This window comes from Rhizobium sp. 05L429, from assembly GCF_056397645.1.
On record NZ_JBFTNV010000001.1, the window covers coordinates 42,368 to 62,469 of the forward strand.

A 20,102-nucleotide genomic window follows, 5' to 3' on the forward strand; every position below is an offset into this window, starting at 1 on the left:
GTGATGCTAGATTACACCCTCACTGTCCGTTCTGCGTCCCGCTTGGCGTAGTCACGCCTGTTGGGCCGCCGCCGCTGCCGTCGGGTGTCGGATCTCGGTCGGTTGCTTCCGGCGGTTTGATGGAGCCGGTTGCCGGATTATTGTCGAATGTGCCCTGACCGGAAGGCTGGACATTGATCGCGTCAGGCTTTGTGGATGCAGTCGAAGCCGGATCTGTCGTCGTGCTCGGCCAGATGGCAAAGCTCGCCGCGGCGATCAGGATGACCAGGATACCGGCTGCAAGTACACCCCAGAGCGAGACGCTGCGCCGCTCATCGGCCAGCACCTTCTCGTCTTCATAGGATGCCTGCCCGAGCGGCATACCGGTGTTCTCATCCACGATCGGGGTCTTCTTGTCGTCACCATATTGGGTCATCGCATGATCCTCCAATCTGTGCGGGAGAAACTAAATCGGCGGGAAGATGTTCCATCGAACCGCTTTTCTGGATCCACGCGGGCAGCGACCAGAGCCTGCGTAGTTGACTACGCCGCACTTCCCAACGATTATCCATGACACCAAATCAGGAGTGATCCATGGCATTCGACGGCCGCCTGCTTTCCGGTGTCAGCACGCTTGCCGCGGTCATCGAAAGCGGCAGCTTCGTCAAAGCCGCCGATGCGCTCGGCCTTTCAGCCTCCGGCGTCAGCCGCGCCATATCGAGGCTGGAAGCGCGTGTCGGCGTGCGCCTGCTCGACCGCACCACTCGCTCACTGCGGCTGACGGATGAGGGAGCCCGCTTCTATGCGCAGGTCGCTCCGCATCTGGATGGCATCGAGGAAGCCGCCACGCTTGCGTCAGGCGCGTCACTAACCGTGCGCGGCCGCCTGCGCGTCGATGTCGACCCGATTTTTTCCCGCATGGTGCTGGCACCGCATCTCAAACAGTTCATGACCCGCTATCCGGCGCTTGAGCTCGAATTGATAACCCGCGACCTGATGAGTGATCTCGTCGCCGACGGCATCGATATCGCCATCCGCTTCGGCCACCAGCCGAGTTCCTCGCGCATCGCCCGCAAGCTGATGGAGACCCGCGTTCTCACGGTCGCAACCCCAGCCTATCTCGCAGAGCATGGCACACCGAAGACACCTGCCGACATCGCCAGCCACTCCTGCATCCAGTTCCGTGATCCGCTGACAGGCCAGACTTTCGAATGGGAACTGCATAGAGGCAAGAAGATCGTGCCGCTCGACGCCCGTGGACCGCTGCTGATGAGCGACCCCGGCACCATGCTCGATGCCTGCCTTGCCGGCGCCGGCATCGCCCAGGTACTTGCCCTCAGCGTCAAGGACCTGCTTGCCGAGGGACGCCTTGTCGAACTCTATTCGGACTGGCCGGGCGAGACTTTCCCGCTCTATGCCATCCACCCCTCCCGGCATCACGTACCGGCCAAGGTCAACGCCTTTATCCAATTCTGCATCGAACTTGTCAGCGACTGAAGCACGCCGCCCAAAAGTGCGCAGCGGTTTTGCGATTACGAGATGCGGAAACAAGGATTTAAAGCGTGAGAAGCGAATCTGAAGTGAGACGCTTTCGATACCGATCTTCGAAAGTTGGTGACAACCTTCCGGAACATGTTCCGGACCTGCCGGAACATGGGTTATGAAATTCCGCAACTGGAAAACACCGCCGAGGAAAACCATGAAGGGTTTCGCCGCCAGCCTCACTTCCTCGCGCCTGGAGGAAATGCTCGCCTTCTACATGACGCCGGAGGCAGGCAGCCGTGACGAGGCCGACGACAGCCGCGAAGAAAGCGGAGCGGTGTCCATCAAGACGGCAGATCACGCCGGCGAGCGCACGGCATCCCTCGCCGCACTGAGCGAAAGCTAAGCTGTTACTTTACCACCAGGACCGGAATACCGGCCTCGGAAAGTACCTCGGACGTCTGGCTGCCAAGCATCAGTCGCGAGATCCCACGGCGGCCATGCGAAGAAATCACGATCAGGCCGCAACCTTGCTCTGCCGCCGTTTCCAGAATGGCCGCGGCCGGCGAGAGATGCACCTTGCTGACGAAGTCGGCAACGACACCGGCGCGCTTCGCCTTTTCCGCGATGATCTGCTCCAGATCCTCGATCTCCTTCCGCCGGCCTTCGTTATAACTGTCCATCGCTTCCGCCTGCACGATCCCCTGAAGCGCAAAACCGGTCAGCGGCACGATGACGCTCACGACTGTCACGGGAAGTTTGAGCGCCTTGGCAAGCGCCAGACCATGGTCGACGCCCCGAGCGGCAAGTTCCGAACCGTCGGTGGGCAGCAATATGCGATTGTACATGGGAGATCCGTTCTGCTGGCGAAATTAAAATGAGGAAGGAATTCACCAGCAATCGTAATCCCGCGCCTTGACGCAGGTCAATCTCAGGTGAAGTCGACGCCACTCTTCAGTTCCAGAGGAAATCTTCGCTTTCAATGCGGGAGGCAAGCTTGAGCGTCCCGTCAGGCTGAACAACATACCGTTCGAACTGCCGATAGCCGAATTCGCCAAGGAACGTGTGCTTTATCACAGTGCCGGGCCTATAGGGCGAATGGATAACCTTGCCGCCATAAGTCAGGCTACCCGGTATGGGCTGGTCTTCTGTCGCTGTCGTGCTGCAGCCGGCTGCCAGGAGGAGAAGTATTGCGACAACAGCATATTTCATCGTGAATCCCCGGTGACGATGCGTCCAGTCAAAATTATACCGACTACGCAACTGATGCGCATCGACTGTTTTGCTTTTAGGGAAAAATGGTAGCGGGGGGCGGAATTGAACCGCCGACCTCAGGGTTATGAATCCTGCGCTCTCACCAACTGAGCTACCCAGCCACTGTTCAAACGAGCCTTTCGCGAAGCGCTCAGCCCGTCGGATGAGCGGCTTATTAAGAGCGTAGCGGCTTTGTGTCAAGCATATGATGGAGAAAAAGGCCGTGCCGCCGCATAGCCTTTCCCGGGAATTTTACACGGCCACCGGCTGGCTCAAAAGCGCCTTCAGGGAGACTTCGGCTGCGGGCTCGCGCTCGGAGCGCTCGATGAAACCGCCGCCATAAACACGGGCGTCGTCGCCCGGCGCCGAGTAGAGCGCGCAGGCCTGTCCGGGCGCAATACCGGCTTCGCCGACCGTCAGGTCGACATAGACACCGCTCGCATCGATGTGCAGCACAGCAGGCGCCGGTGCGCGGGTGGAGCGCACCTTGGCATAACAGGCAAAACCCTCGCCTGATGCTGCGACCTGAAGCGTCTCGTCGCCCAGCCAGTTGACGTCGCGCAGATAGACGCGATGCGTCTCCAGCGCTTCCTTGGGGCCGACGATGACGCGGCGCGAGCGGGCGTCGAGAAAGACGACATAGAGCGGCTCACCGGTGGCGATGCCGATGCCGCGGCGCTGACCGATCGTATAGTGCAAGATGCCCTCGTGCTGACCAAGGAGGCGGCCGTCGAGATGCACGATGTCACCAGCCAGGGCAGAATTCGGCTTCAGCTTGGTGATGATGTCGGAATATTTGCCCTGCGGCACAAAACAGATGTCCTGGCTGTCAGCCTTCTTGGCAACGACGAGGCCCATCTCTTCGGCCAGCCGGCGGGTCTCCGCCTTCGGCAGGCCGCCGAGCGGGAAGCGCAGATAGTCGATCTGCTCCTGGGTCGTGGCGAAGAGGAAATAGCTCTGGTCGCGATCGGCGTCGGCCGGGCGATAGAGCGCGCGACGGCCGGGATTGCAGGAAGACGGGTTCTGGCGCGAGCGGATATAGTGGCCGGTCGCCAGCGCATCGGCGCCGAGTTCCCTGGCGGTTGCCAGAAGATCGGCAAACTTGACCGTCTGGTTGCAGGCGACGCAGGGGATCGGCGTCTCACCGGCAACATAGCTTTCCATAAAGGGATTGATGACCGTTTCGCGGAAACGCTTCTCGTAATCGAGGACGTAATGCGGAATGCCGAGCGTCTCGCAGACGCGGCGCGCATCGTCGATATCCTGACCCGCGCAGCAGGAGCCGGCGCGATGCACGGCGGCACCGTGGTCGTAGAGCTGCAGCGTAATGCCGAGCACATCATAGCCCTGGCGTTTGAGAAGCCCGGCCACGACGGAGCTGTCAACGCCGCCCGACATGGCGACGACGACACGGGTGTCTTCCGGCTTCTTGTCAAAATCCAGTGTGTTCACGGGTGCTGCCAAATTTCTGTGCTGTTTCGATCCGCCTTCCTGCCTTCGGAATATGGCGGATTTCCTGCATGTCCGGCGGGATCGGCCGCCGGTTTCATGGGCGACGGATATAGAAACTATTGCGCCCCTGCGCAAGGGCCGGGTTTTGGGGCCTTCTCGGCGGCGTCATGCGCGGGTCATGCATTGCAGCTATTCGCAATCGACCTTTGATAGGCCGCATTTCATCACGTAGATGAAATGACCCACCTTTTACAAGATTCGGATAAATGACAGCCGCTTCCACCACGCTTCGTGGCGTCCTTGTCGCATTTGCGGCCTATGCCGTCTTTGCCTTCAGCGATGCATCCATCAAGGCCCTGCACGGCACGGTTCCTTCCTTCCAGGTCGCCTTCACGGGTGCTATCCTCAGCCTTGCCGCCCTCCCCTTCATCAAGGGACCGCGCGATTCATGGCTCGACATTTTCAGGACCACGAACCGGCCGCTGTGGCTGGTGCGCTTTGCGGCCGGCGCAACCGGCGCAATCGCCTCCATCATCACTTTCACCAAGCTTCCGATGGCGGAGGCCTTCTGCCTGCTCTTCCTGCTGCCCTCCTTCGTTACCATCCTCTCGGTCATCTTCTTGAAGGAAGATGTACGCTGGCAGCGTTGGGCCGCCGTCATCGTCGGTTTCCTGGGTGTGCTCGTGGTTCTCAGGCCGGGTTTCCGCGAACTGTCCGTCGGCCATCTGGCGGCGACCATCGGCGCGATCTCAGCCGCCATTGCCATCGTCATCCTTCGAAAGCTCGGGCCCGCCGAAAAACGCCTGTCGCTTTATGGCGCCTCGCTGCTCGGCACCCTTATCGTCAGCGGCCTGCTCATGCTCTCACAGGTGGTCGTGCCAAGCCCGCAGCAATGGCTCTTCCTTGCAAGCTACGGCCTGCTCGGCGCAGCCGGTAACGTAATGCTGATGACCGCCGCACGACTCGCCCCCGCAACGCTGATCGCGACACCGCAATACAGCCAGATGATCTGGGCGATTGCCTTCGGCTATCTCTTCTTCGACGATAGTGTCGATCTGCCGATGGCCCTTGGCATCGTGCTCATCATCTGCTCGGGCCTGCTGACGCTGATCCGTGAACGCAAGCGCCAGGTGCCTTTGCCCGCGGCTGTCGCCTCAGGTGATGCGCAGTCGCCCATTGCCACGACGCCGGTGGAAGGCGACGTGGAAGCCCCGACGCGATAGGGCCTACTCCGCCGCCTCGCGCCGGGCACGGGCGGGCGGCTCGTTCATCACCGCACGCATGCGCGGCAGGGCCGCCGGATATTCGCTCTGGATGAAATCGATCAACTTCTCGCGCACCTCGCAGCGCAGATCGAAGGTGCGGCCGGAATTTGATGCCGACACCAGAATACGGATTTCCATCACCGCTTCGCGGAAATCCGTTACGGCAATATTGACGACGCGGCGATCCCAGAGCTTCGAACCTTGCGCAATCTCCTCCACCTTCCTGCGGATCGCATCGACGGGCACACTGTAGTCGAGATAAATCATCACAGTGCCGATCAACGCCGAGCTTTCGCGCGTCCAGTTCTGAAACGGGTTTTCGATGAAGTAGCTGAGCGGCAGGATCAGCCGCCGCCAGTCCCATAATTGCACCACGACATAGGTGGAGGTGATTTCTTCCACCCTGCCCCACTCGCCTTCGACCAACAGTGCATCGTCGATGCGGATCGGCTGGGTAATGGCAAGCTGGATGCCGGCAAACAGGTTCTTCAGCACCGGCTGCAGTGCGAGGCCGACGACGATACCGGCAACGCCGGCCGAGGCGAGCAGGCTGACGCCATATTGCCGGACTGCATCGAAACTCATCATGCAGGCCGATATCGCCACGAGAACGATCAGAAGATCGACGACACGCTCCATGATGCGCGTCTGTGTTACATGCTTTCGCGCCAGAAGATTGTCTTCCGCATCGAGCTTGAAGCGCCTGAGATAGACCGTCATCCAGATATGCTTGGCGGTTTTGGCCATCCAGGCCACAAGGATGATGAAGAAGATAAGCAGGATATGCCGGACAGTTGCCGACTGCATGTCCGTCAGCGGCGCAATGGTCGCCCCGAAGGAAAGGGCGGCCACCAGCATGGCAAGCCGTACAACCCGCTTCAGGCGCGAGACGAGCGAGCGCCAGAAGAGATCCTGGTCCTTGACCAGGCGGGTCAGCAAGCGAAAGAGAATGCGATGCGCAAAGAGCGTCAACGAGATGACGACTGCGAAGATGATGACGCTCGCAAGCCAGTCCGGCAGCCAGACGCCTTCAGCACGGATATTGTCAAGAAACTCTGTCATGCAGTCGCAGTTAGGGTGCGCTGCAGCATGGGAAAGGAAAAATATAAAAAAAGACGCAGCCGAAACTGCGCCTTCAAGAAAGAGGTGGGCGGTATCGGCTTAGGTACCGATCAGCTTGTTGCAGGCAAGTGCGATGCCCGGATTGGCGATGATGGCAGTCACGATCGCCAGACCAATCATCGAAAGTGTGTAGCGTTTCATGTGCATCCTCCTTTCCAGCCCCGCGCCAAGTATGCAATGCTGACGGGCATTCTCAAAATAACGAATGATTGAAACCGTTGTGTAGGTTACCGTCAGCTCTCCCGGCCGGGATCGACGAATAGAGAGCCGTTATAAGCGCCGCAGCATGTGCGGATCGCGACGACGATCCAGATTGCGGCAAGGGCTGCGACCAGACCCTCTCTGAAGCTTGCGAGTGCCAACAACGGAAAGATGCTGGACAGCCGCAGCGTCGCAACGGCATAGACGCCGATCGGGAATGTACAATTCCACCAGCCGAGATTAAAAGGCAGCCCTGCCGCAGGTGGTTGATGGCGATGGCTACCGACGCTGATGTCGCGCAGCACGGTTGCTATGAAGTTGCACAACGGTCTTCTCACCGAGGTGAATATACCGCCCCTGCCCCGTCCCTTCTTCCTGCTGCGCCACGAAGAGCGCTATCGCAGCAAGGCGGCCGACGCGTTCGATGCGATGATCTCAGCTGATGCCTTCCTCAGCTGGTTGTCGGAGATCAGTGCTTCAGCCTCATGCTGCGGCACGGGGCAGGCTCCACGTCACATCCGTCATCAGCTAATCGATTCCCAGCCGGGCAGCGAGAGCTTCCAGACCGGCAATTTCGCGGCTTAGCTGAACATTCCAGCGATTGATCAAGGGCTCAAACGCATACCGTGATCGGCACGTGGAACCAATTCATTTCCAAAGAGTTATTACCCGTTGAAAATACAACCCATCGGCAGGGAGGCAATGATGGGCACATCCGCAATGAAAGATCATGATAAAATCCGGGAATGGATCGAAGCACGTGGTGGCCATCCCGCCCGGATGAAAAGCGGCTTGGTCGGCGTTGAGTTCAGCAGGCAGGAAAACGCTGTGGAGAACATCTCCTGGGACGAGTTCTTCAGGGTTTTCGATGCGAGCAGGGACAGTTTCCTGCATCACGACACGAATGCCACCCGTCACTGATCGCTGGCCACGACAGTATCGGCCCGAAAATCGGAGTCGATATCCGGAAAGCCTGATCTCTAACGGTATTTGCCAAATCATATAAAAACCCGACACGGAAACCGTGCCGGGTTTGCGCGTCTTCCTTGGGAGGAAAACTCAGTCGACGTTGAAAGTCAGCAGCTTTGCCTGGCGGATCGCCGAATTGGCTGTAAGCTTACCCAGAACGACATCGTCAACCGCAGCGTCTACATAAAGCAGAGCGATAGCGTCGCCGCCCTGCTTGTCGCGGCCGAGTTGGAAGTTGGCGATGTTGACACCGGCGCTACCAAGCGTTGTGCCGATGAAGCCGATCATACCGGGAACGTCGGTGTTCGCGATATAGATCATGTGGCTACCGACGTCGGCGTCGAGGTTGATACCCTTGATCTGGATGAAACGCGGCTTACCGTCGGAGAAGACCGTGCCGGCAATCGAACGCGTCATGGATTCCGTCGTTACCGTCAGCTTGATGTAGCCATCGAAGACGCCCGACTTGTCGCGCTTCACTTCGGAAAGGATCACGCCCTTTTCCTTGATCATGATCGGCGCCGAAACCATGTTGACGTCGGCAACCTGCGAGCGGATGAGGCCTGCAAGAACAGCCGAGGTCAGTGCTCGGGTGTTCATGTTGGCCGTAATGCCATCGTAGAGGATCTCGATTTCCTTGATCGGCTCTTCAGTGACCTGACCAACGAAAGCACCGAGAACGTCGGCGAGCCTGATGAACGGCTTCAGGATCGGCGCTTCCTCAGCCGTGATCGACGGCATGTTGATGGCATTGGAAACCGCACCCTTGACGAGGTAGTCCGCCATCTGCTCGGCAACCTGCAGAGCCACGTTTTCCTGGGCTTCCGTGGTCGAGGCGCCGAGATGCGGCGTGCAGACGACATTCGGTAGGCCGAAGAGCGGACTTTCCTTGGCGGGCTCGACTTCGAAGACGTCGAAAGCCGCACCGGCGACATGGCCGGACTTGATGGCTTCGGCAAGCGCTGCCTCATCGACGAGGCCGCCACGGGCGCAGTTGATGATACGCACGCCGGGCTTCGCTTTGGCAAGCGCTTCCTTGTTCAGGATGCCGCGCGTCTTGTCCGTCATCGGCACGTGCAGCGTGATGAAATCGGCCTGCGCGAGCAGCTCGTCGAGTTCGACCTTGGTCACGCCCATTTCCTCGGCACGCTCCTTGGAGAGGAACGGGTCGTAGGCAACCACGTGCATCTTCAGGCCGATGGCGCGGGCGCAGACGATGGAGCCGATATTACCGGCGCCGATGACGCCAAGCGTCTTGCCGGTGATCTCGACACCCATGAACTTCGACTTTTCCCACTTGCCGGCCTGCGTGGAAGTGTCCGCGGCCGGAAGCTGACGGGCAACCGCAAACATCAGGGCGATCGCATGTTCGGCAGTGGTGATCGAGTTGCCGAAAGGCGTGTTCATGACGATGATACCGCGGCGCGAAGCGGCCGGGATATCGACATTGTCGACGCCGATGCCGGCGCGACCGACGACTTTGAGGTTCTTGGCCGCTTCTATGATCTTCTCGGTCACCTTGGTGGCGGAGCGGATCGCAAGGCCATCGTAATTGCCGATGATTTCGAACAGCTTGTCCTTGTCCTTGCCGAGCTGCGGCTGGAAATCGACTTCGACGCCGCGATCACGGAAGATCTGGACGGCGGTTTCCGACAGTTCGTCGGATACGAGAACGCGAGGTGCCATTTTGGCCTCCTTCAAAGAGTTCAGCGATAAACTTGAATTGGGAATGCGGGGCTCCGCCTCCAGGCGGAGCCGGATGCGATCACATCAGGCAGCAGCCTGGGAAAGCGCAGCCTTCTGGGTCTCAAAGGCCCAGGAAAGCCAAGGCATCAGCTTCTGCATGTCGGCGGTCTCGATCGTCGCACCTGCCCAGATGCGCAGGCCGGACGGAGCGTCACGATAAGCGCCGATGTCATAGGCGACGCCTTCCTTTTCAAGGAGAGCGACGAGGCCCTTGGCGAAATTCGCCTGGCCGTCGGCATCGAGAGCGGTAACGTCCTTGTCGACGATCTTCAGGCAGATCGAGGTGTTGGATTCGATCTCAGGCTTGACGGCCAGATTGGCGATCCAGTCGTTTGCGGCAACGAAATCGGCGACAGCCTTGGCATTGGCATCTGCGCGGCCGATCAGAGCCTTAAGGCCGCCGAGCTGCTTGGCCCAGAGAAGCGCATCGATGTAGTCCTCGACGCAGAGCATGGACGGCGTGTTGATCGTCTCACCCTGGAAGATGCCTTCGATGAGCTTGCCACCCGAGGTCAGGCGGAAGATCTTCGGCAGCGGCCAGGCCGGCTGATAGGAAATCAGGCGTTCGACGGCCCGCGGCGACAGGATGAGAATGCCATGCGCGCCCTCGCCGCCCAGAACCTTCTGCCAGGAGAAGGTGACGACATCGAGCTTGGCGAAATCGAGATTCTGCGCGAAGGCGGCAGAGGTTGCATCGCAGATCGTCAGGCCCTTGCGGTCGGCGGGGATGAAATCAGCGTTCGGAACACGGACGCCCGAGGTCGTGCCGTTCCAGGTAAAGACCACGTCACGGTCGAAATCGACGGTGGAAAGGTCAGGAAGTTCGCCGTAACCGGCTTCGATCTTGCGAACGTCCTTGAGCTTGAGCTGCTTGACGACGTCGGTAACCCAGCCGGCACCGAAGCTTTCCCAGGCGACCGTGTCGACGCCGCGCTCGCCGAGCAGCGACCAGAGCGCCATTTCGACGGCGCCGGTATCGGAAGCCGGAACGATGCCGATGCGGTAATCCACCGGCACTTCCAGGATTTCGCGTGTGAGATCGATCGCCTGCTTCAGCTTGACCTTGCCGACTTTCGCGCGGTGCGAACGGCCAAGGGCCGCATCAGAAAGAGCTTCGAGCGTCCAGCCAGGACGTTTCGCGCAGGGGCCAGAAGAAAAATGAGTGTTTTGCGGACGCACGTCCGGCTTTGCGGTATTCGCCATATTGCTACCCTTCCAGATAGATGGCTCCTCGTTGGGGAGGAGTGTCCCGCCGCTGTGTTTATGGGCGAAACTCGTCATAGTCAAGCGGCCGACGTCGTTTCTGGAGGGTATTTTGCCGCAACCGCGATCACGTTTCCGGTCACGCGACGCTGCTTGGCGCGGCGCGATCACGCGCGTTGAAGATATCGCGGCCGATGCGACGGGCTGTCTCGATATGCACGGCAGCATTCCCCGCGTCGGAGTCGAGAAACAGTTCCGACGTCACCACAGGGGCGCCGCAATAGTCAAAAATACCATGGTCGATTTGCGTCTTCATGGCGCTGAAATAGCCGTGGCGCTCATAGGTACCGGCATCAGCACCGCCGTTCCCGACGAGATGCACGCGCAAATGCTCAAGCTTTTTTTCGACCTTGCTGCCGGACGTGTCGTCATAGGCCCATCCATTGGCAAAGACGCGATCGATCCAGCCTTTCATCAAGGCCGGCATGGACCACCAATAGACAGGATAGACCAATATGAGCGCATCGGCGCGATCGATCCTTGCCTGCTCCGCCAGCACATCGGCAGGCGCCACGGTTTTCCGGCGATGAGCCGCAATATCCGCCTCGGTGAATCTGGGATCGAAAGCCTCTTCCGTCAGGTCTGCGATTTCGAAGGAGTTGGCGGCATCGAAAGCCGCTATGCCTTCGGCAATCCCCGCGGCAACGCCGTGACTGAGTGAGTTGGAGTCGGGATGCGCGAGAACGATAAGTGCATGCATGTCGAAACCTCCTGATCGATGATTGCGAGCGAGATCGATCACTTATATACTTTTCGTAAGCTACTTATAGTAAGTTACTTTTCGTAGGTTGCGATGTCAAGCATGGAAAAAGCCCTCCCCCGCCCTCGTCGCCGGCTTTCGAGAGAGGAGAGGCATCGACAGCTCCTGGATGTGTCCTGGCGATTGATCCGGGACGAAGGAACGGACGCGCTGACACTCGGCCGGTTAGCCGAACAAGCAGACGTGGCAAAGCCCGTGGTCTACGATCATTTCGGCACGCGGACGGGATTGCTTGCGGAGCTTTACCGGGAATTCGACGATCGGCAGACGGCGCTCATGGAAGCCGCACTGCGCAAAAGCGGACCGGCGCTGAAAGACAAGGCCGAGGTCATGGCGGCCTCCTATATCGATTGCGTTCTCACGCAGGGCCGGGAAATTCCCGATGTGATCGCCGCCTTGGCGAGTTCCCCGGAGCTGGAAAAGGTCAAACACGAGTGCCAGGTGATTTTCATGGACCAATGCAGATCAGTGCTCACCCCCTTCGTTGGTGCGGGGACCATCGCGTCAGCCAGCCTCTGGGCAATGCTTGGCGCGGCCGAAACTCTCTCCTATGCCGCGGCAACCGGTGAAATCAACGCTAGGCAGGCCGAGGACGAACTTTTCGAGATCATTCTGGCGATGGTCTCCAGAAACGCCCGCTGAGACGAAAAAAAGCCGCCCTTTCGGACGGCTTTCGATAATCTCTGGAGCTCTCGCTTACTTGTAGACCGGCTGCTGCAGCGGAATTTCCGGCGCTTCGTAGGCGACCGGCTGAGCACAGCCGCCGAAGAGGTAACGGGCGCCGACACGGGCTTCGTGGACATTGACGCCACGGTCGCGACCCGGGCCGCCGTTTTCGTTGTAGCCGAACATGTTGCCGCCATCGATATGCAGGTAGCGGTAACCGACATCGGCCTTGACGTTGCAGGTCACGTCGATCGAGGCGCCGGCCATGAGGGCGTAGCTGAAGCGCCAGCCGCCGCGGCCGCCATGGACGACTTCATCATCGCAACCGCTGCCGTCATCGGCGCAGGCGACGTTGTGAAGGTCCTTCCACTTGACGTAGGAACCACCGATACCAGCGCCGACATAAGGCGTGAAGTAGGCGTAGGTGCCGAGATCCACATAGGCGTTGGCGAGCAGCGTGTAAGCCGTCATCGACGATACGTCTCTTGACGTACATGCGATTACGCAAGCGCCAAAGTCGGCGCCGCCGCCGACCGTCGAACCGCGGAAGTCAGACTTGGTCAGGTAATCGAAGGTCAAGTCGGTGCGCAGATAGCTGTTGATCTGGTAACCGACACCACCGCCGACCGTCCAGGCATCGTCAAGGTCTGCATCGTCGAAATCGGCTTCGAGGGCATTGCTTCCCTGGAAGAATTTCGCGCCACGCAGGTCGGTAAAGGCATAACCGACATCGCCGCGCAGATACCAGCCGGTGCTTTCGCTGACGGCAACTTCCGGCGGCTGTTCCGGGATGGGCTCGATCGGCGCAAGATCGGCAGAATAAGCATTCGACGCGATCACCAGCGCGGCGAAGATACCGGACAAAGTTCGTTTCATGGATCCACTCCAACGGTTGCGTCGGCGCGCTGCAGGCCGCCAAACGGATAAGCTTTTATGGATAATGAATCGGAAACGTTAAAAGCTGCTTAACCATAAGAAGTAATTCGAATATTCGCCGCAGAACATGTTTTGGAAAGGTAAATGCGGGCCATCTGCCTGTTTTGACTTCTGGAACCTGCAAGACGACAAATAAAGCGGACGAAGAGCGCAGAAGAAAAGCAAACAGGGTCGAGGGACATGTTCTTTCAGCAGCCAACCACGTAAGACAGCAAGGATTTTCCAGGTGGGATCGACACATGCAGAACAGCAACAGGCAGGCGGCCGACACCATTGCCGATCTCTACGAGCGGCATGCCAAACTCTGGGATACAAACCGCGGCAAAACCCTTTTTGAACGGAGCTGGCTGGACCGCTTCGCTGCCCTGGTCCCGCAAGGCGGTCCGATCCTCGATATCGGCTGCGGCTCGGGCGAACCTCTCGCACGCCATTTCATCGAAAGCGGCTATGCCGTGACCGGCATCGATTCGTCGCCCAGCCTGATAGAGATGTGCCGGACGCGCTTTCCAAACTCCGATTGGCAGGTCGCAGATATGCGCCATCTGTCGCTTGGCAGAAGTTTCGATGGGCTGATTGCCTGGGACAGTTTCTTCCATCTGACATCAGAAGACCAGCGGCGTATGTTCCCGCTGTTTCGCACGCATTCGAAGCCGGGAACGGCGCTGATGTTCACCAGTGGCCCGGCGCATGGCGAAGCCATGGGCGTCTTCGTCGGCGAACCGCTCTATCACAGCAGTCTCAGTCCGGATGAATATCGCGCCCTGCTCGCCGAACACGGCTTCACAGTCGTCGCCCACAAGGCCGAAGACCCGACCTGCGGCAACCACACGGTCTGGCTCGCGCAATACCAGTAAATCGGCACCAATAAAAAAGCCGGCTCGAAGGCCGGCTTTCAATCCTTGAGGCGACGCTTTCAGGCGGCGCTGCGTACGCTCGAAATCGTGCCTATCAGATCGTTGACGATGCGCTCGATCTGCGCGCGGTCGTCGCCCTCCGCCATCACGCGGATCAACGGCTCGGTGCCGGAAGGGCGGATGACGAGACGGCCATTCTTGGAAAGCTCGGCTTCGGCATCGGCGATCGCCTTGACCACATGCAGGTCTTCGAGTGGCTTGCCGCCGGAAATGCGGACATTGCGCAGAAGTTGCGGCACCGGCTCGAAACGGCGGCAAATTTCGCTGACCGTTTTGCCGGTGCGCTTGACCGCCGCCAGGATCTGCAGGGCGGCAACGAGACCGTCGCCGGTTGTGCCGTAATCCGAAAGCACGATATGGCCGGACTGCTCGCCACCGACATTGTAATTGTGCTGGCGCATGTGCTCGACGACATAGCGGTCGCCGACCTTCGTGCGCGCAAGACCAAGGCCCTTGTCCCCAAGGAAGCGCTCAAGGCCGAGATTGGACATGACGGTCGCGACGATACCGTTGCCGCGCAGCTGCTGGCTCTCGGCCCAGCTTTCGGCGATGACGGCCATCAGCTGATCGCCATCGACGATCGAACCGTTTTCGTCCACGATGATGACGCGGTCGGCATCGCCATCGAGCGCGATGCCGATATCGGCGCGCACCTCGTCGACCTTCTTCTGCAAGGCGACCGGGCTGGTAGAGCCACAATTCAGATTGATATTCGTGCCGTTCGGTTCATTGCCGATCGTCACCACGTCGGCGCCAAGTTCCCAAAGCACGGCAGGAGCGACCTTGTAGGCTGCGCCATTGGCGCAGTCGACCGCGACGCGCAGGCCCTGCAAGGTCACGTCGCGCGGCAGGGTGCGTTTGACGTGCTCGAGATAGCGATAGATATCGCCATCGACACGCTTGGCCCGGCCGATTTCCTCAGCCTTGGCAAGCTGTCCCGATAGATCTTTGTCGAGCAGATCCTCGATCTGCGCTTCGAGGTCATCGGAGAGTTTGTAACCATCAGGACCGAAAAGCTTGATACCGTTGTCCTGGAACGGATTGTGCGAGGCTGAAATCATTACCCCGATATCGCATCGCAGCGAACGCGTCAGCATGGCAACCGCAGGTGTCGGAATAGGTCCGAGCAGGAACACGTCCAGTCCCGCCGCGGTAAAGCCGGCCACCAGGGCATTCTCCAGCATATAGCCTGACAGGCGTGTGTCCTTGCCGATCACAACACGATGACGGTGGGCGCCGTTACGAAAAATCGTTCCTGCGGCAATACCGACCCGCATGGCAAGGTCCGGCGTCATGGGGAAGATGTTGGCTTGGCCTCGGATGCCGTCCGTCCCAAAATAGCGTCTTTTCATATGCACTCCTGCGCTTTCCGCGCGCCGTAGAAGCTTACGCATTCCTCAAGCAAGAATCCGGCTTCAAAGATTGATGCTGTGCCAGAGACCTCGATTCAGACTTGTCTTTAGTCAGCGGAATGCCACAAAACCGCGTAACCGGCACGTAAATTACCAAGAAAACTGATTATATCCTGTTACTAATATAAAAAGGGCCGGATTCCCTGTGGAAATCCGGCCTCTTAGGTAAATCCCGTTCAATTTCAGTGGGGCTGAGGTTCCAGCCCTCCCTCGGGTTCATCACCCTTGGAAGCTGGGCGCGCACCGGCCTTAGGCACAGCCGAGCCGCGGCTCGGAGGCGAATCATCGCCAAGATCGCGCGCAGGCTTTTCGCCACGGATCAGCGCCTTGATCTCTTCGCCGGTCAGCGTCTCGTATTCGAGCAGGCCTTCGGCGAGAGCGACGAATTCGTCATGCTTTTCCGTCAGGATCGTGCGGGCCTGGGTATAGGCTTCGTCGATCAGGCGACGCACTTCATTGTCGATCTTCTGCGCGGTGGCTTCCGAAACGTTCTTCGACTGCGAAACCGAGTGGCCGAGGAAAACCTCCTGCTGGTTCTCGCCGTAAGAAACCTGACCAAGCTGGTCGGAGAAGCCCCACTGCGTGACCATGGCACGTGCAAGCTTGGTAGCCTGCTCGATGTCAGAGGAAGCGCCGGAGGTGATGTTCTCCTTGCCGAACGTGAGCTCTTCGGCGACACGGCCGCCCATCATGATGCAGAGTCGCGAGACCATCCACTTGTAGCTCATCGAGTAGCGGTCGCCCTCAGGAAGCTGCATGACCATGCCGAGCGCACGACCGCGCGGAATGATCGTTGCCTTGTGCAGCGGATCGGCCACCGCGACATTGAGCGCGGTGATGGCGTGGCCGGCCTCATGGTAAGCGGTGAGCTTCTTTTCCGCCTCGGTCATGGCCGAGGAACGGCGCTCGGCGCCCATCATGATCTTGTCCTTGGCGTCTTCGAATTCCTGCATGGTGACGACGCGCTTGTTGCGGCGGGCGGCCATCAGGGCTGCTTCGTTGACGAGGTTCATCAGGTCGGCACCGGAGAAGCCGGGAGTTCCGCGGGCCAGAATCTTGAGGTCGACATTCGGTGCCAGCGGGACATTGCGGGCATGGACCTTGAGGATGCGCTCGCGACCGACGATGTCGGGGTTCGGAACCACAACCTGGCGGTCAAAACGGCCCGGACGCAAAAGCGCGGGGTCGAGAACGTCGGGACGGTTGGTGGCGGCAATAAGGATGACGCCTTCATTCGCCTCGAAACCATCCATTTCGACAAGAAGCTGGTTCAGCGTCTGCTCGCGTTCATCGTTACCACCACCGAGACCGGCGCCACGATGGCGGCCGACGGCATCGATTTCGTCGATGAAGATGATGCAGGGCGCATTCTTCTTGGCCTGCTCGAACATGTCACGGACGCGGCTTGCACCGACGCCGACGAACATTTCCACGAAGTCGGAACCGGAAATGGTGAAAAACGGCACGTTGGCTTCGCCGGCAACCGAGCGGGCGAGCAGCGTCTTACCGGTACCCGGAGGACCGACGAGCAGCACGCCGCGCGGGATCTTGCCGCCGAGGCGCTGGAATTTCTGCGGGTCGCGCAGGAATTCAACGATTTCTTCCAGATCCTGCTTGGCTTCATCAACGCCGGCGACGTCGTCAAAGGTCACGCGGCCATGCGCCTCGGTCAGAAGCTTGGCCTTGGACTTGCCAAAGCCCATCGCACCGCGCGAGCCACCCTGCATCTGGCGCATGAAGAACAGCCAGACGCCGAGGATCAAGAGCATCGGCAGCAGCGTTCCGAGATAGCTCAGGAAGCCGGAGGAACCATCGGTTTCCGGACGCGCAGTTACAGCGACGTTCTTGGCCTGCAGGCGGTCGAGCAGGTTGTCGTCGATGACGGGCGAATAGGTCTGGAAGGTATTGTTGTTCTCCAGATAGGTTCCGGTCAGCCTGTTACCGGTGACCACAACATCCTTCACGCGGCCCGCATCAACCTCACGCAGGAACTGCGAATAAGGGATTTCACGGGAACCCGTCTGCGCCGGAGCCGTCTGGAACATACTGAAGAGAGCGATCAGCAGAAGCGCTATGATCGCCCACAAGGCGAAATTACGTAAGTTAGGGTTCATTGAACTCCCCAGCACTGGAACAGTCGCCTCATGGCGGCCGTCATATTTGGTCTCTAACATAGGGTTGCCCTGCGCCATTGCCAAGGTAATCCACCAAGTCAGATTGTTTTTCCGTCAATACTTCTTAAAGGCGGCTCCGCATAGGGCGCCCTTGAGAAAACTGCGGAAAGCCTGTCGGCAAAGGTGAAATCAAATCGTGTCAAAAAGCGGTCGAAGGGGGCAAAATGCGCCGTCATATCGACCGATCGGACGGATTCTGGAAATAAAAGCGGTTCCTCGGCGAACAAGGCCGGAGCAGAAGCGAGGGCTCGCTTCCAAGCAGCCTTTGGAAGGAACTTAGCCCACTCTCCCTCATTCCGGTGCTCACCACGTGAATCCAGTGCGTCGAAGTCATTCGCCGCACGGTCGCGCGGTGGCTCGATTCCTGCGACGAGCACGGGGATGACGGAGGAGTGAGCGGACCGCGCCTCGATCCTCATCGTCGTTCCCGACCCATTTTTGGCCTTGAATCTCCCATCCCAAACCCCAGCCTCCCCGGGCTTTAGAACCAGAGGCAACACCCCTCGGCTCTCACGCGCCAGATAAAGCCCGTCACGCCGCAAATCAAACACCACCCTGCCGATGGTCATCCGCCCCGGCTTGCCACCGGCTGCGAAAGCGAAAAGCCGTCCCATTTGTACCGTCCCCGGCACGAACGACTGTCCACCGAAAACCGCCGTCAGGCGGCCGAGCACATAGTTGAGGACTGCGTGATCCTGCTTCAGCCCATCGGGCATCACCTGTCCGAGCAGGCCGCCATGAAGCCTGAAATATCGATCGAGCCATTCTGCTCCTCCGGACGCAAGAGCCAGCCGCGCCTGCCCGTCCCTACGGGTATCCTTCTCTGAACCAGCTTCGGTCGATAGCTGCAGGCGCGTCCGCACCCGTTCGTATTTCAGATCCTCGTTGCTGGGGTCGTCGATCCACGACACGTTTCGCGCACTCAGGAAAGCGCGGATATCCGCACGCGTGGAGAAAAGCAGCGGCCGCAGGATCCAGAAGCGCCGGTCGAAGAGCACCGCATCCGCAATGCCGATCGAAACCTGCTCGGTTCGCTTGCCCTGCATCTTCAGCGTTTCGCGCTGATCGTCGGCCGTATGCCCGGTAACGATGAGATTGGCGCCGAGCGTTTCCGCAGCCTCGGCGAGAAGACCGTAACGCGCCTCGCGCGCAGCCGCCATGATACCGGTCTTCGGTTTTTCGCCCTGCCAGACCACTATCCGGTGCGGAATGCCGAGCGATGCGCACAGTGCTGCCACTTGACGCGCCTCGTCTGCGGATTCAGAGCGCAGCGCATGGTCGACGGTCGCAGCACAAAGGGAAATGGAAAGATCTGGAGTGGCCTTCAGCGCTTTGGAAAGCAGGAGAAGCAGGCCGGTGGAATCGCTTCCGCCCGAGATCGCGAAAAGAATGCGCGCGGGCGTCTTCAGCGAAGCCAGGAAACGGCCGATTGCCGCCTCGGGGGAAATGGGTTCTTCCGGAAACAAACCGGAAGGCCTTAGCAGGCGAGACGCTTCTGTTCGCTCGCGACCTTGTTTATGACGGCGCGGGAAGCCTTCGGATAGCGCTTGGACACTTCGCGCAGCGTCGCGCAGGCAGTCTCGGTATTGTCGAGCGCGGCAAGCGACATACCAAGCTTCAGCAGCATCTCCGGCGCCTTTTCGGAGGTGCCGTATTTCTGATGGGCGTTGAGGAAGGTCTTCGCCGACTCGTTGAATTTACCCTGCGAATAAAGCGCTTCGCCGAGCCAGAAATTGGCGTCCGGAGCCCGTGCACTGTTCGGGTATCGGCCGATAAATTGGGTGAATTCCTGTTCGGCCGTGCTGTAGTCGCCGGAAAGTACATGGCCGTAGGCGGCCTTGTACTGATCGGCCTCGCTGCCGAGCGACGCTGTCTGCTGCGGCGCAGTTACGCCTGGAAGACTATTGCCCTTCGGCGCAGCATCCGGAAGCGGCGCGGAACCGACCGTTGCACCTTTACCTACCGAACCGCCGATCTGATTGCCGTTCTGGTCGAAATCCATGGAGCCCAGCTCGCGCGGCGGCTGGCCGAGGCCTTCATTGGCCGGCACATCGGTGGAGGGAGCCGTTTCGGCTCCCTGCGGGGCTTGGATGACCCTGGCGATATCGTCGCCACCGCCTGATGCCGGCGGAGCGACATCTGCCTCGCTCTTTTTCACCGGCGCCTTGGCACCGCCACCGCCGCTTGCGCCGCCGCCCGTCTTTTCGAGCTGCTGGAAGCGGAATTCGTTGTCTTCCTGCTGCTTGCGGATCGTCTCCTGCATCTGGAGGAGCTGATAGCTCATTTCCTCGATTCGGCCGTTCAACTGCCGCATCTGGTCTTCCATCTGCTGTACACGGATTTCCGCATCACCGCTCTGCACTTTGATAACAGGTGCTGCTGGCTGACTCTGTTGCGCGGATTGGCCGCCGATGTGCAAGCCGAAGAACGAAGCGGAATATGCCGCTCGCTCGCTCCCGGTCACGGCCGCAAGGCACAGCATGCCTGCCACGACTAGTTTCTTCATT

The 20,102-nt window shown here is 59.6% G+C and carries 21 protein-coding genes and 1 tRNA gene; 7 read left to right on the forward strand and 15 right to left on the reverse strand.

Annotated features, from left to right (window positions below; translation table 11 throughout):
• Positions 1-19: 19 nt before the first annotated feature.
• Positions 20-415 (reverse strand): hypothetical protein, encoded by a 396-nt coding sequence (locus AC1DNW_RS00195; protein WP_477832595.1) that lies wholly within the window; start codon positions 413-415, stop codon positions 20-22.
• Between the two features lie 158 nt (positions 416-573).
• Between AC1DNW_RS00195 and AC1DNW_RS00200 the strand changes: the two genes are divergently transcribed.
• Positions 574-1,476, forward strand: coding sequence for a LysR family transcriptional regulator (locus AC1DNW_RS00200; RefSeq protein ID WP_113309327.1), 903 nt, complete (start codon positions 574-576; stop codon positions 1,474-1,476).
• Between the two features lie 202 nt (positions 1,477-1,678).
• Positions 1,679-1,867 carry a hypothetical protein gene (locus tag AC1DNW_RS00205; protein WP_162747018.1) on the forward strand — a complete coding sequence of 63 codons (189 nt, stop codon included), beginning with the start codon at positions 1,679-1,681 and terminating at the stop codon, positions 1,865-1,867.
• 4 nt (positions 1,868-1,871) lie between these two features.
• Here the strand turns inward: AC1DNW_RS00205 and AC1DNW_RS00210 are convergent, their stop codons facing one another.
• From AC1DNW_RS00210 to mnmA, 4 genes are all read right to left on the reverse strand, one after another.
• Entirely contained in the window at positions 1,872-2,309 is a 438-nt protein-coding gene (locus tag AC1DNW_RS00210) for a universal stress protein (protein WP_113295415.1), read from the reverse strand.
• Between the two features lie 106 nt (positions 2,310-2,415).
• Entirely contained in the window at positions 2,416-2,673 is a 258-nt protein-coding gene (locus AC1DNW_RS00215) for a hypothetical protein (RefSeq protein WP_113295414.1), read from the reverse strand.
• Between the two features lie 87 nt (positions 2,674-2,760).
• A tRNA-Met gene (locus AC1DNW_RS00220) sits at positions 2,761-2,837 on the reverse strand.
• Positions 2,838-2,967: 130 nt separating this feature from the next.
• Positions 2,968-4,167, reverse strand: coding sequence for a tRNA 2-thiouridine(34) synthase MnmA (gene mnmA / locus AC1DNW_RS00225; protein WP_113309324.1), 1,200 nt, complete (start codon positions 4,165-4,167; stop codon positions 2,968-2,970).
• Positions 4,168-4,433: 266 nt separating this feature from the next.
• Between mnmA and AC1DNW_RS00230 the strand changes: the two genes are divergently transcribed.
• Positions 4,434-5,390: a DMT family transporter gene (locus AC1DNW_RS00230; protein ID WP_113295412.1), complete on the forward strand. Its 957-nt coding sequence runs from the start codon at positions 4,434-4,436 to the stop codon at positions 5,388-5,390.
• 3 nt (positions 5,391-5,393) lie between these two features.
• On the opposite strand, the gene AC1DNW_RS00235 is transcribed toward AC1DNW_RS00230, so the two are convergent.
• Both AC1DNW_RS00235 and AC1DNW_RS00240 read right to left on the reverse strand, forming a co-directional pair.
• The gene (locus tag AC1DNW_RS00235; protein WP_477851727.1) at positions 5,394-6,494 is read right to left on the reverse strand and encodes a mechanosensitive ion channel family protein; all 1,101 of its coding nucleotides are present in this window, start codon (positions 6,492-6,494) and stop codon (positions 5,394-5,396) included.
• A gap of 293 nt (positions 6,495-6,787) precedes the next feature.
• Complete coding sequence (locus AC1DNW_RS00240) at positions 6,788-7,081, reverse strand: SLAC1 family transporter (RefSeq protein ID WP_477851729.1); 294 nt, start codon at positions 7,079-7,081, stop codon at positions 6,788-6,790.
• On the opposite strand from AC1DNW_RS00240, the gene AC1DNW_RS00245 reads away from it, so the two are divergent.
• Both AC1DNW_RS00245 and AC1DNW_RS00250 read left to right on the forward strand, forming a co-directional pair.
• Positions 7,068-7,340, forward strand: a complete 273-nt coding sequence (locus AC1DNW_RS00245) for a hypothetical protein (protein WP_477851731.1) — start codon at positions 7,068-7,070, stop codon at positions 7,338-7,340. The genes AC1DNW_RS00240 and AC1DNW_RS00245 overlap by 14 nt on opposite strands.
• A 117-nt stretch (positions 7,341-7,457) precedes the next feature.
• On the forward strand, positions 7,458-7,676 hold the full coding sequence (locus AC1DNW_RS00250) for a hypothetical protein (protein ID WP_113295409.1): 219 nt from the start codon (positions 7,458-7,460) through the stop codon (positions 7,674-7,676).
• A gap of 138 nt (positions 7,677-7,814) precedes the next feature.
• On the opposite strand, the gene serA is transcribed toward AC1DNW_RS00250, so the two are convergent.
• The 3 genes from serA to AC1DNW_RS00265 all read right to left on the reverse strand — a co-directional run bounded on the left by serA (position 7,815) and on the right by AC1DNW_RS00265 (position 11,433).
• Positions 7,815-9,410 carry a phosphoglycerate dehydrogenase gene (serA, locus tag AC1DNW_RS00255; RefSeq protein ID WP_113295408.1) on the reverse strand — a complete coding sequence of 532 codons (1,596 nt, stop codon included), beginning with the start codon at positions 9,408-9,410 and terminating at the stop codon, positions 7,815-7,817.
• Positions 9,411-9,494: 84 nt separating this feature from the next.
• Entirely contained in the window at positions 9,495-10,673 is a 1,179-nt protein-coding gene (locus AC1DNW_RS00260) for a phosphoserine transaminase (RefSeq protein WP_113309315.1), read from the reverse strand.
• Between the two features lie 139 nt (positions 10,674-10,812).
• Positions 10,813-11,433, reverse strand: coding sequence for an NAD(P)H-dependent oxidoreductase (locus AC1DNW_RS00265; protein WP_113309311.1), 621 nt, complete (start codon positions 11,431-11,433; stop codon positions 10,813-10,815).
• Positions 11,434-11,526: 93 nt separating this feature from the next.
• On the opposite strand from AC1DNW_RS00265, the gene AC1DNW_RS00270 reads away from it, so the two are divergent.
• Positions 11,527-12,135: a helix-turn-helix domain-containing protein gene (locus AC1DNW_RS00270; protein WP_113309308.1), complete on the forward strand. Its 609-nt coding sequence runs from the start codon at positions 11,527-11,529 to the stop codon at positions 12,133-12,135.
• A gap of 54 nt (positions 12,136-12,189) precedes the next feature.
• Here AC1DNW_RS00270 and AC1DNW_RS00275 read toward each other — a convergent pair whose 3' ends face one another.
• Positions 12,190-13,035, reverse strand: a complete 846-nt coding sequence (locus tag AC1DNW_RS00275; protein WP_113295404.1) for an outer membrane protein — start codon at positions 13,033-13,035, stop codon at positions 12,190-12,192.
• A gap of 299 nt (positions 13,036-13,334) precedes the next feature.
• On the opposite strand from AC1DNW_RS00275, the gene AC1DNW_RS00280 reads away from it, so the two are divergent.
• Positions 13,335-13,949: a class I SAM-dependent methyltransferase gene (locus AC1DNW_RS00280; protein WP_113309304.1), complete on the forward strand. Its 615-nt coding sequence runs from the start codon at positions 13,335-13,337 to the stop codon at positions 13,947-13,949.
• A 59-nt stretch (positions 13,950-14,008) separates the two neighbouring features.
• Here AC1DNW_RS00280 and glmM read toward each other — a convergent pair whose 3' ends face one another.
• The 4 genes from glmM to ybgF all read right to left on the reverse strand — a co-directional run bounded on the left by glmM (position 14,009) and on the right by ybgF (position 20,101).
• On the reverse strand, positions 14,009-15,361 hold the full coding sequence (gene glmM, locus AC1DNW_RS00285) for a phosphoglucosamine mutase (protein WP_113295402.1): 1,353 nt from the start codon (positions 15,359-15,361) through the stop codon (positions 14,009-14,011).
• Positions 15,362-15,603: 242 nt separating this feature from the next.
• Positions 15,604-17,535: an ATP-dependent zinc metalloprotease FtsH gene (gene ftsH / locus AC1DNW_RS00290; RefSeq protein ID WP_113295401.1), complete on the reverse strand. Its 1,932-nt coding sequence runs from the start codon at positions 17,533-17,535 to the stop codon at positions 15,604-15,606.
• A 98-nt stretch (positions 17,536-17,633) separates the two neighbouring features.
• Positions 17,634-19,061 (reverse strand): tRNA lysidine(34) synthetase TilS, encoded by a 1,428-nt coding sequence (gene tilS, locus AC1DNW_RS00295; RefSeq protein WP_477851734.1) that lies wholly within the window; start codon positions 19,059-19,061, stop codon positions 17,634-17,636.
• Between the two features lie 11 nt (positions 19,062-19,072).
• Positions 19,073-20,101, reverse strand: a complete 1,029-nt coding sequence (ybgF, locus tag AC1DNW_RS00300; protein WP_113295399.1) for a tol-pal system protein YbgF — start codon at positions 20,099-20,101, stop codon at positions 19,073-19,075.
• Position 20,102: the final 1 nt, after the last annotated feature.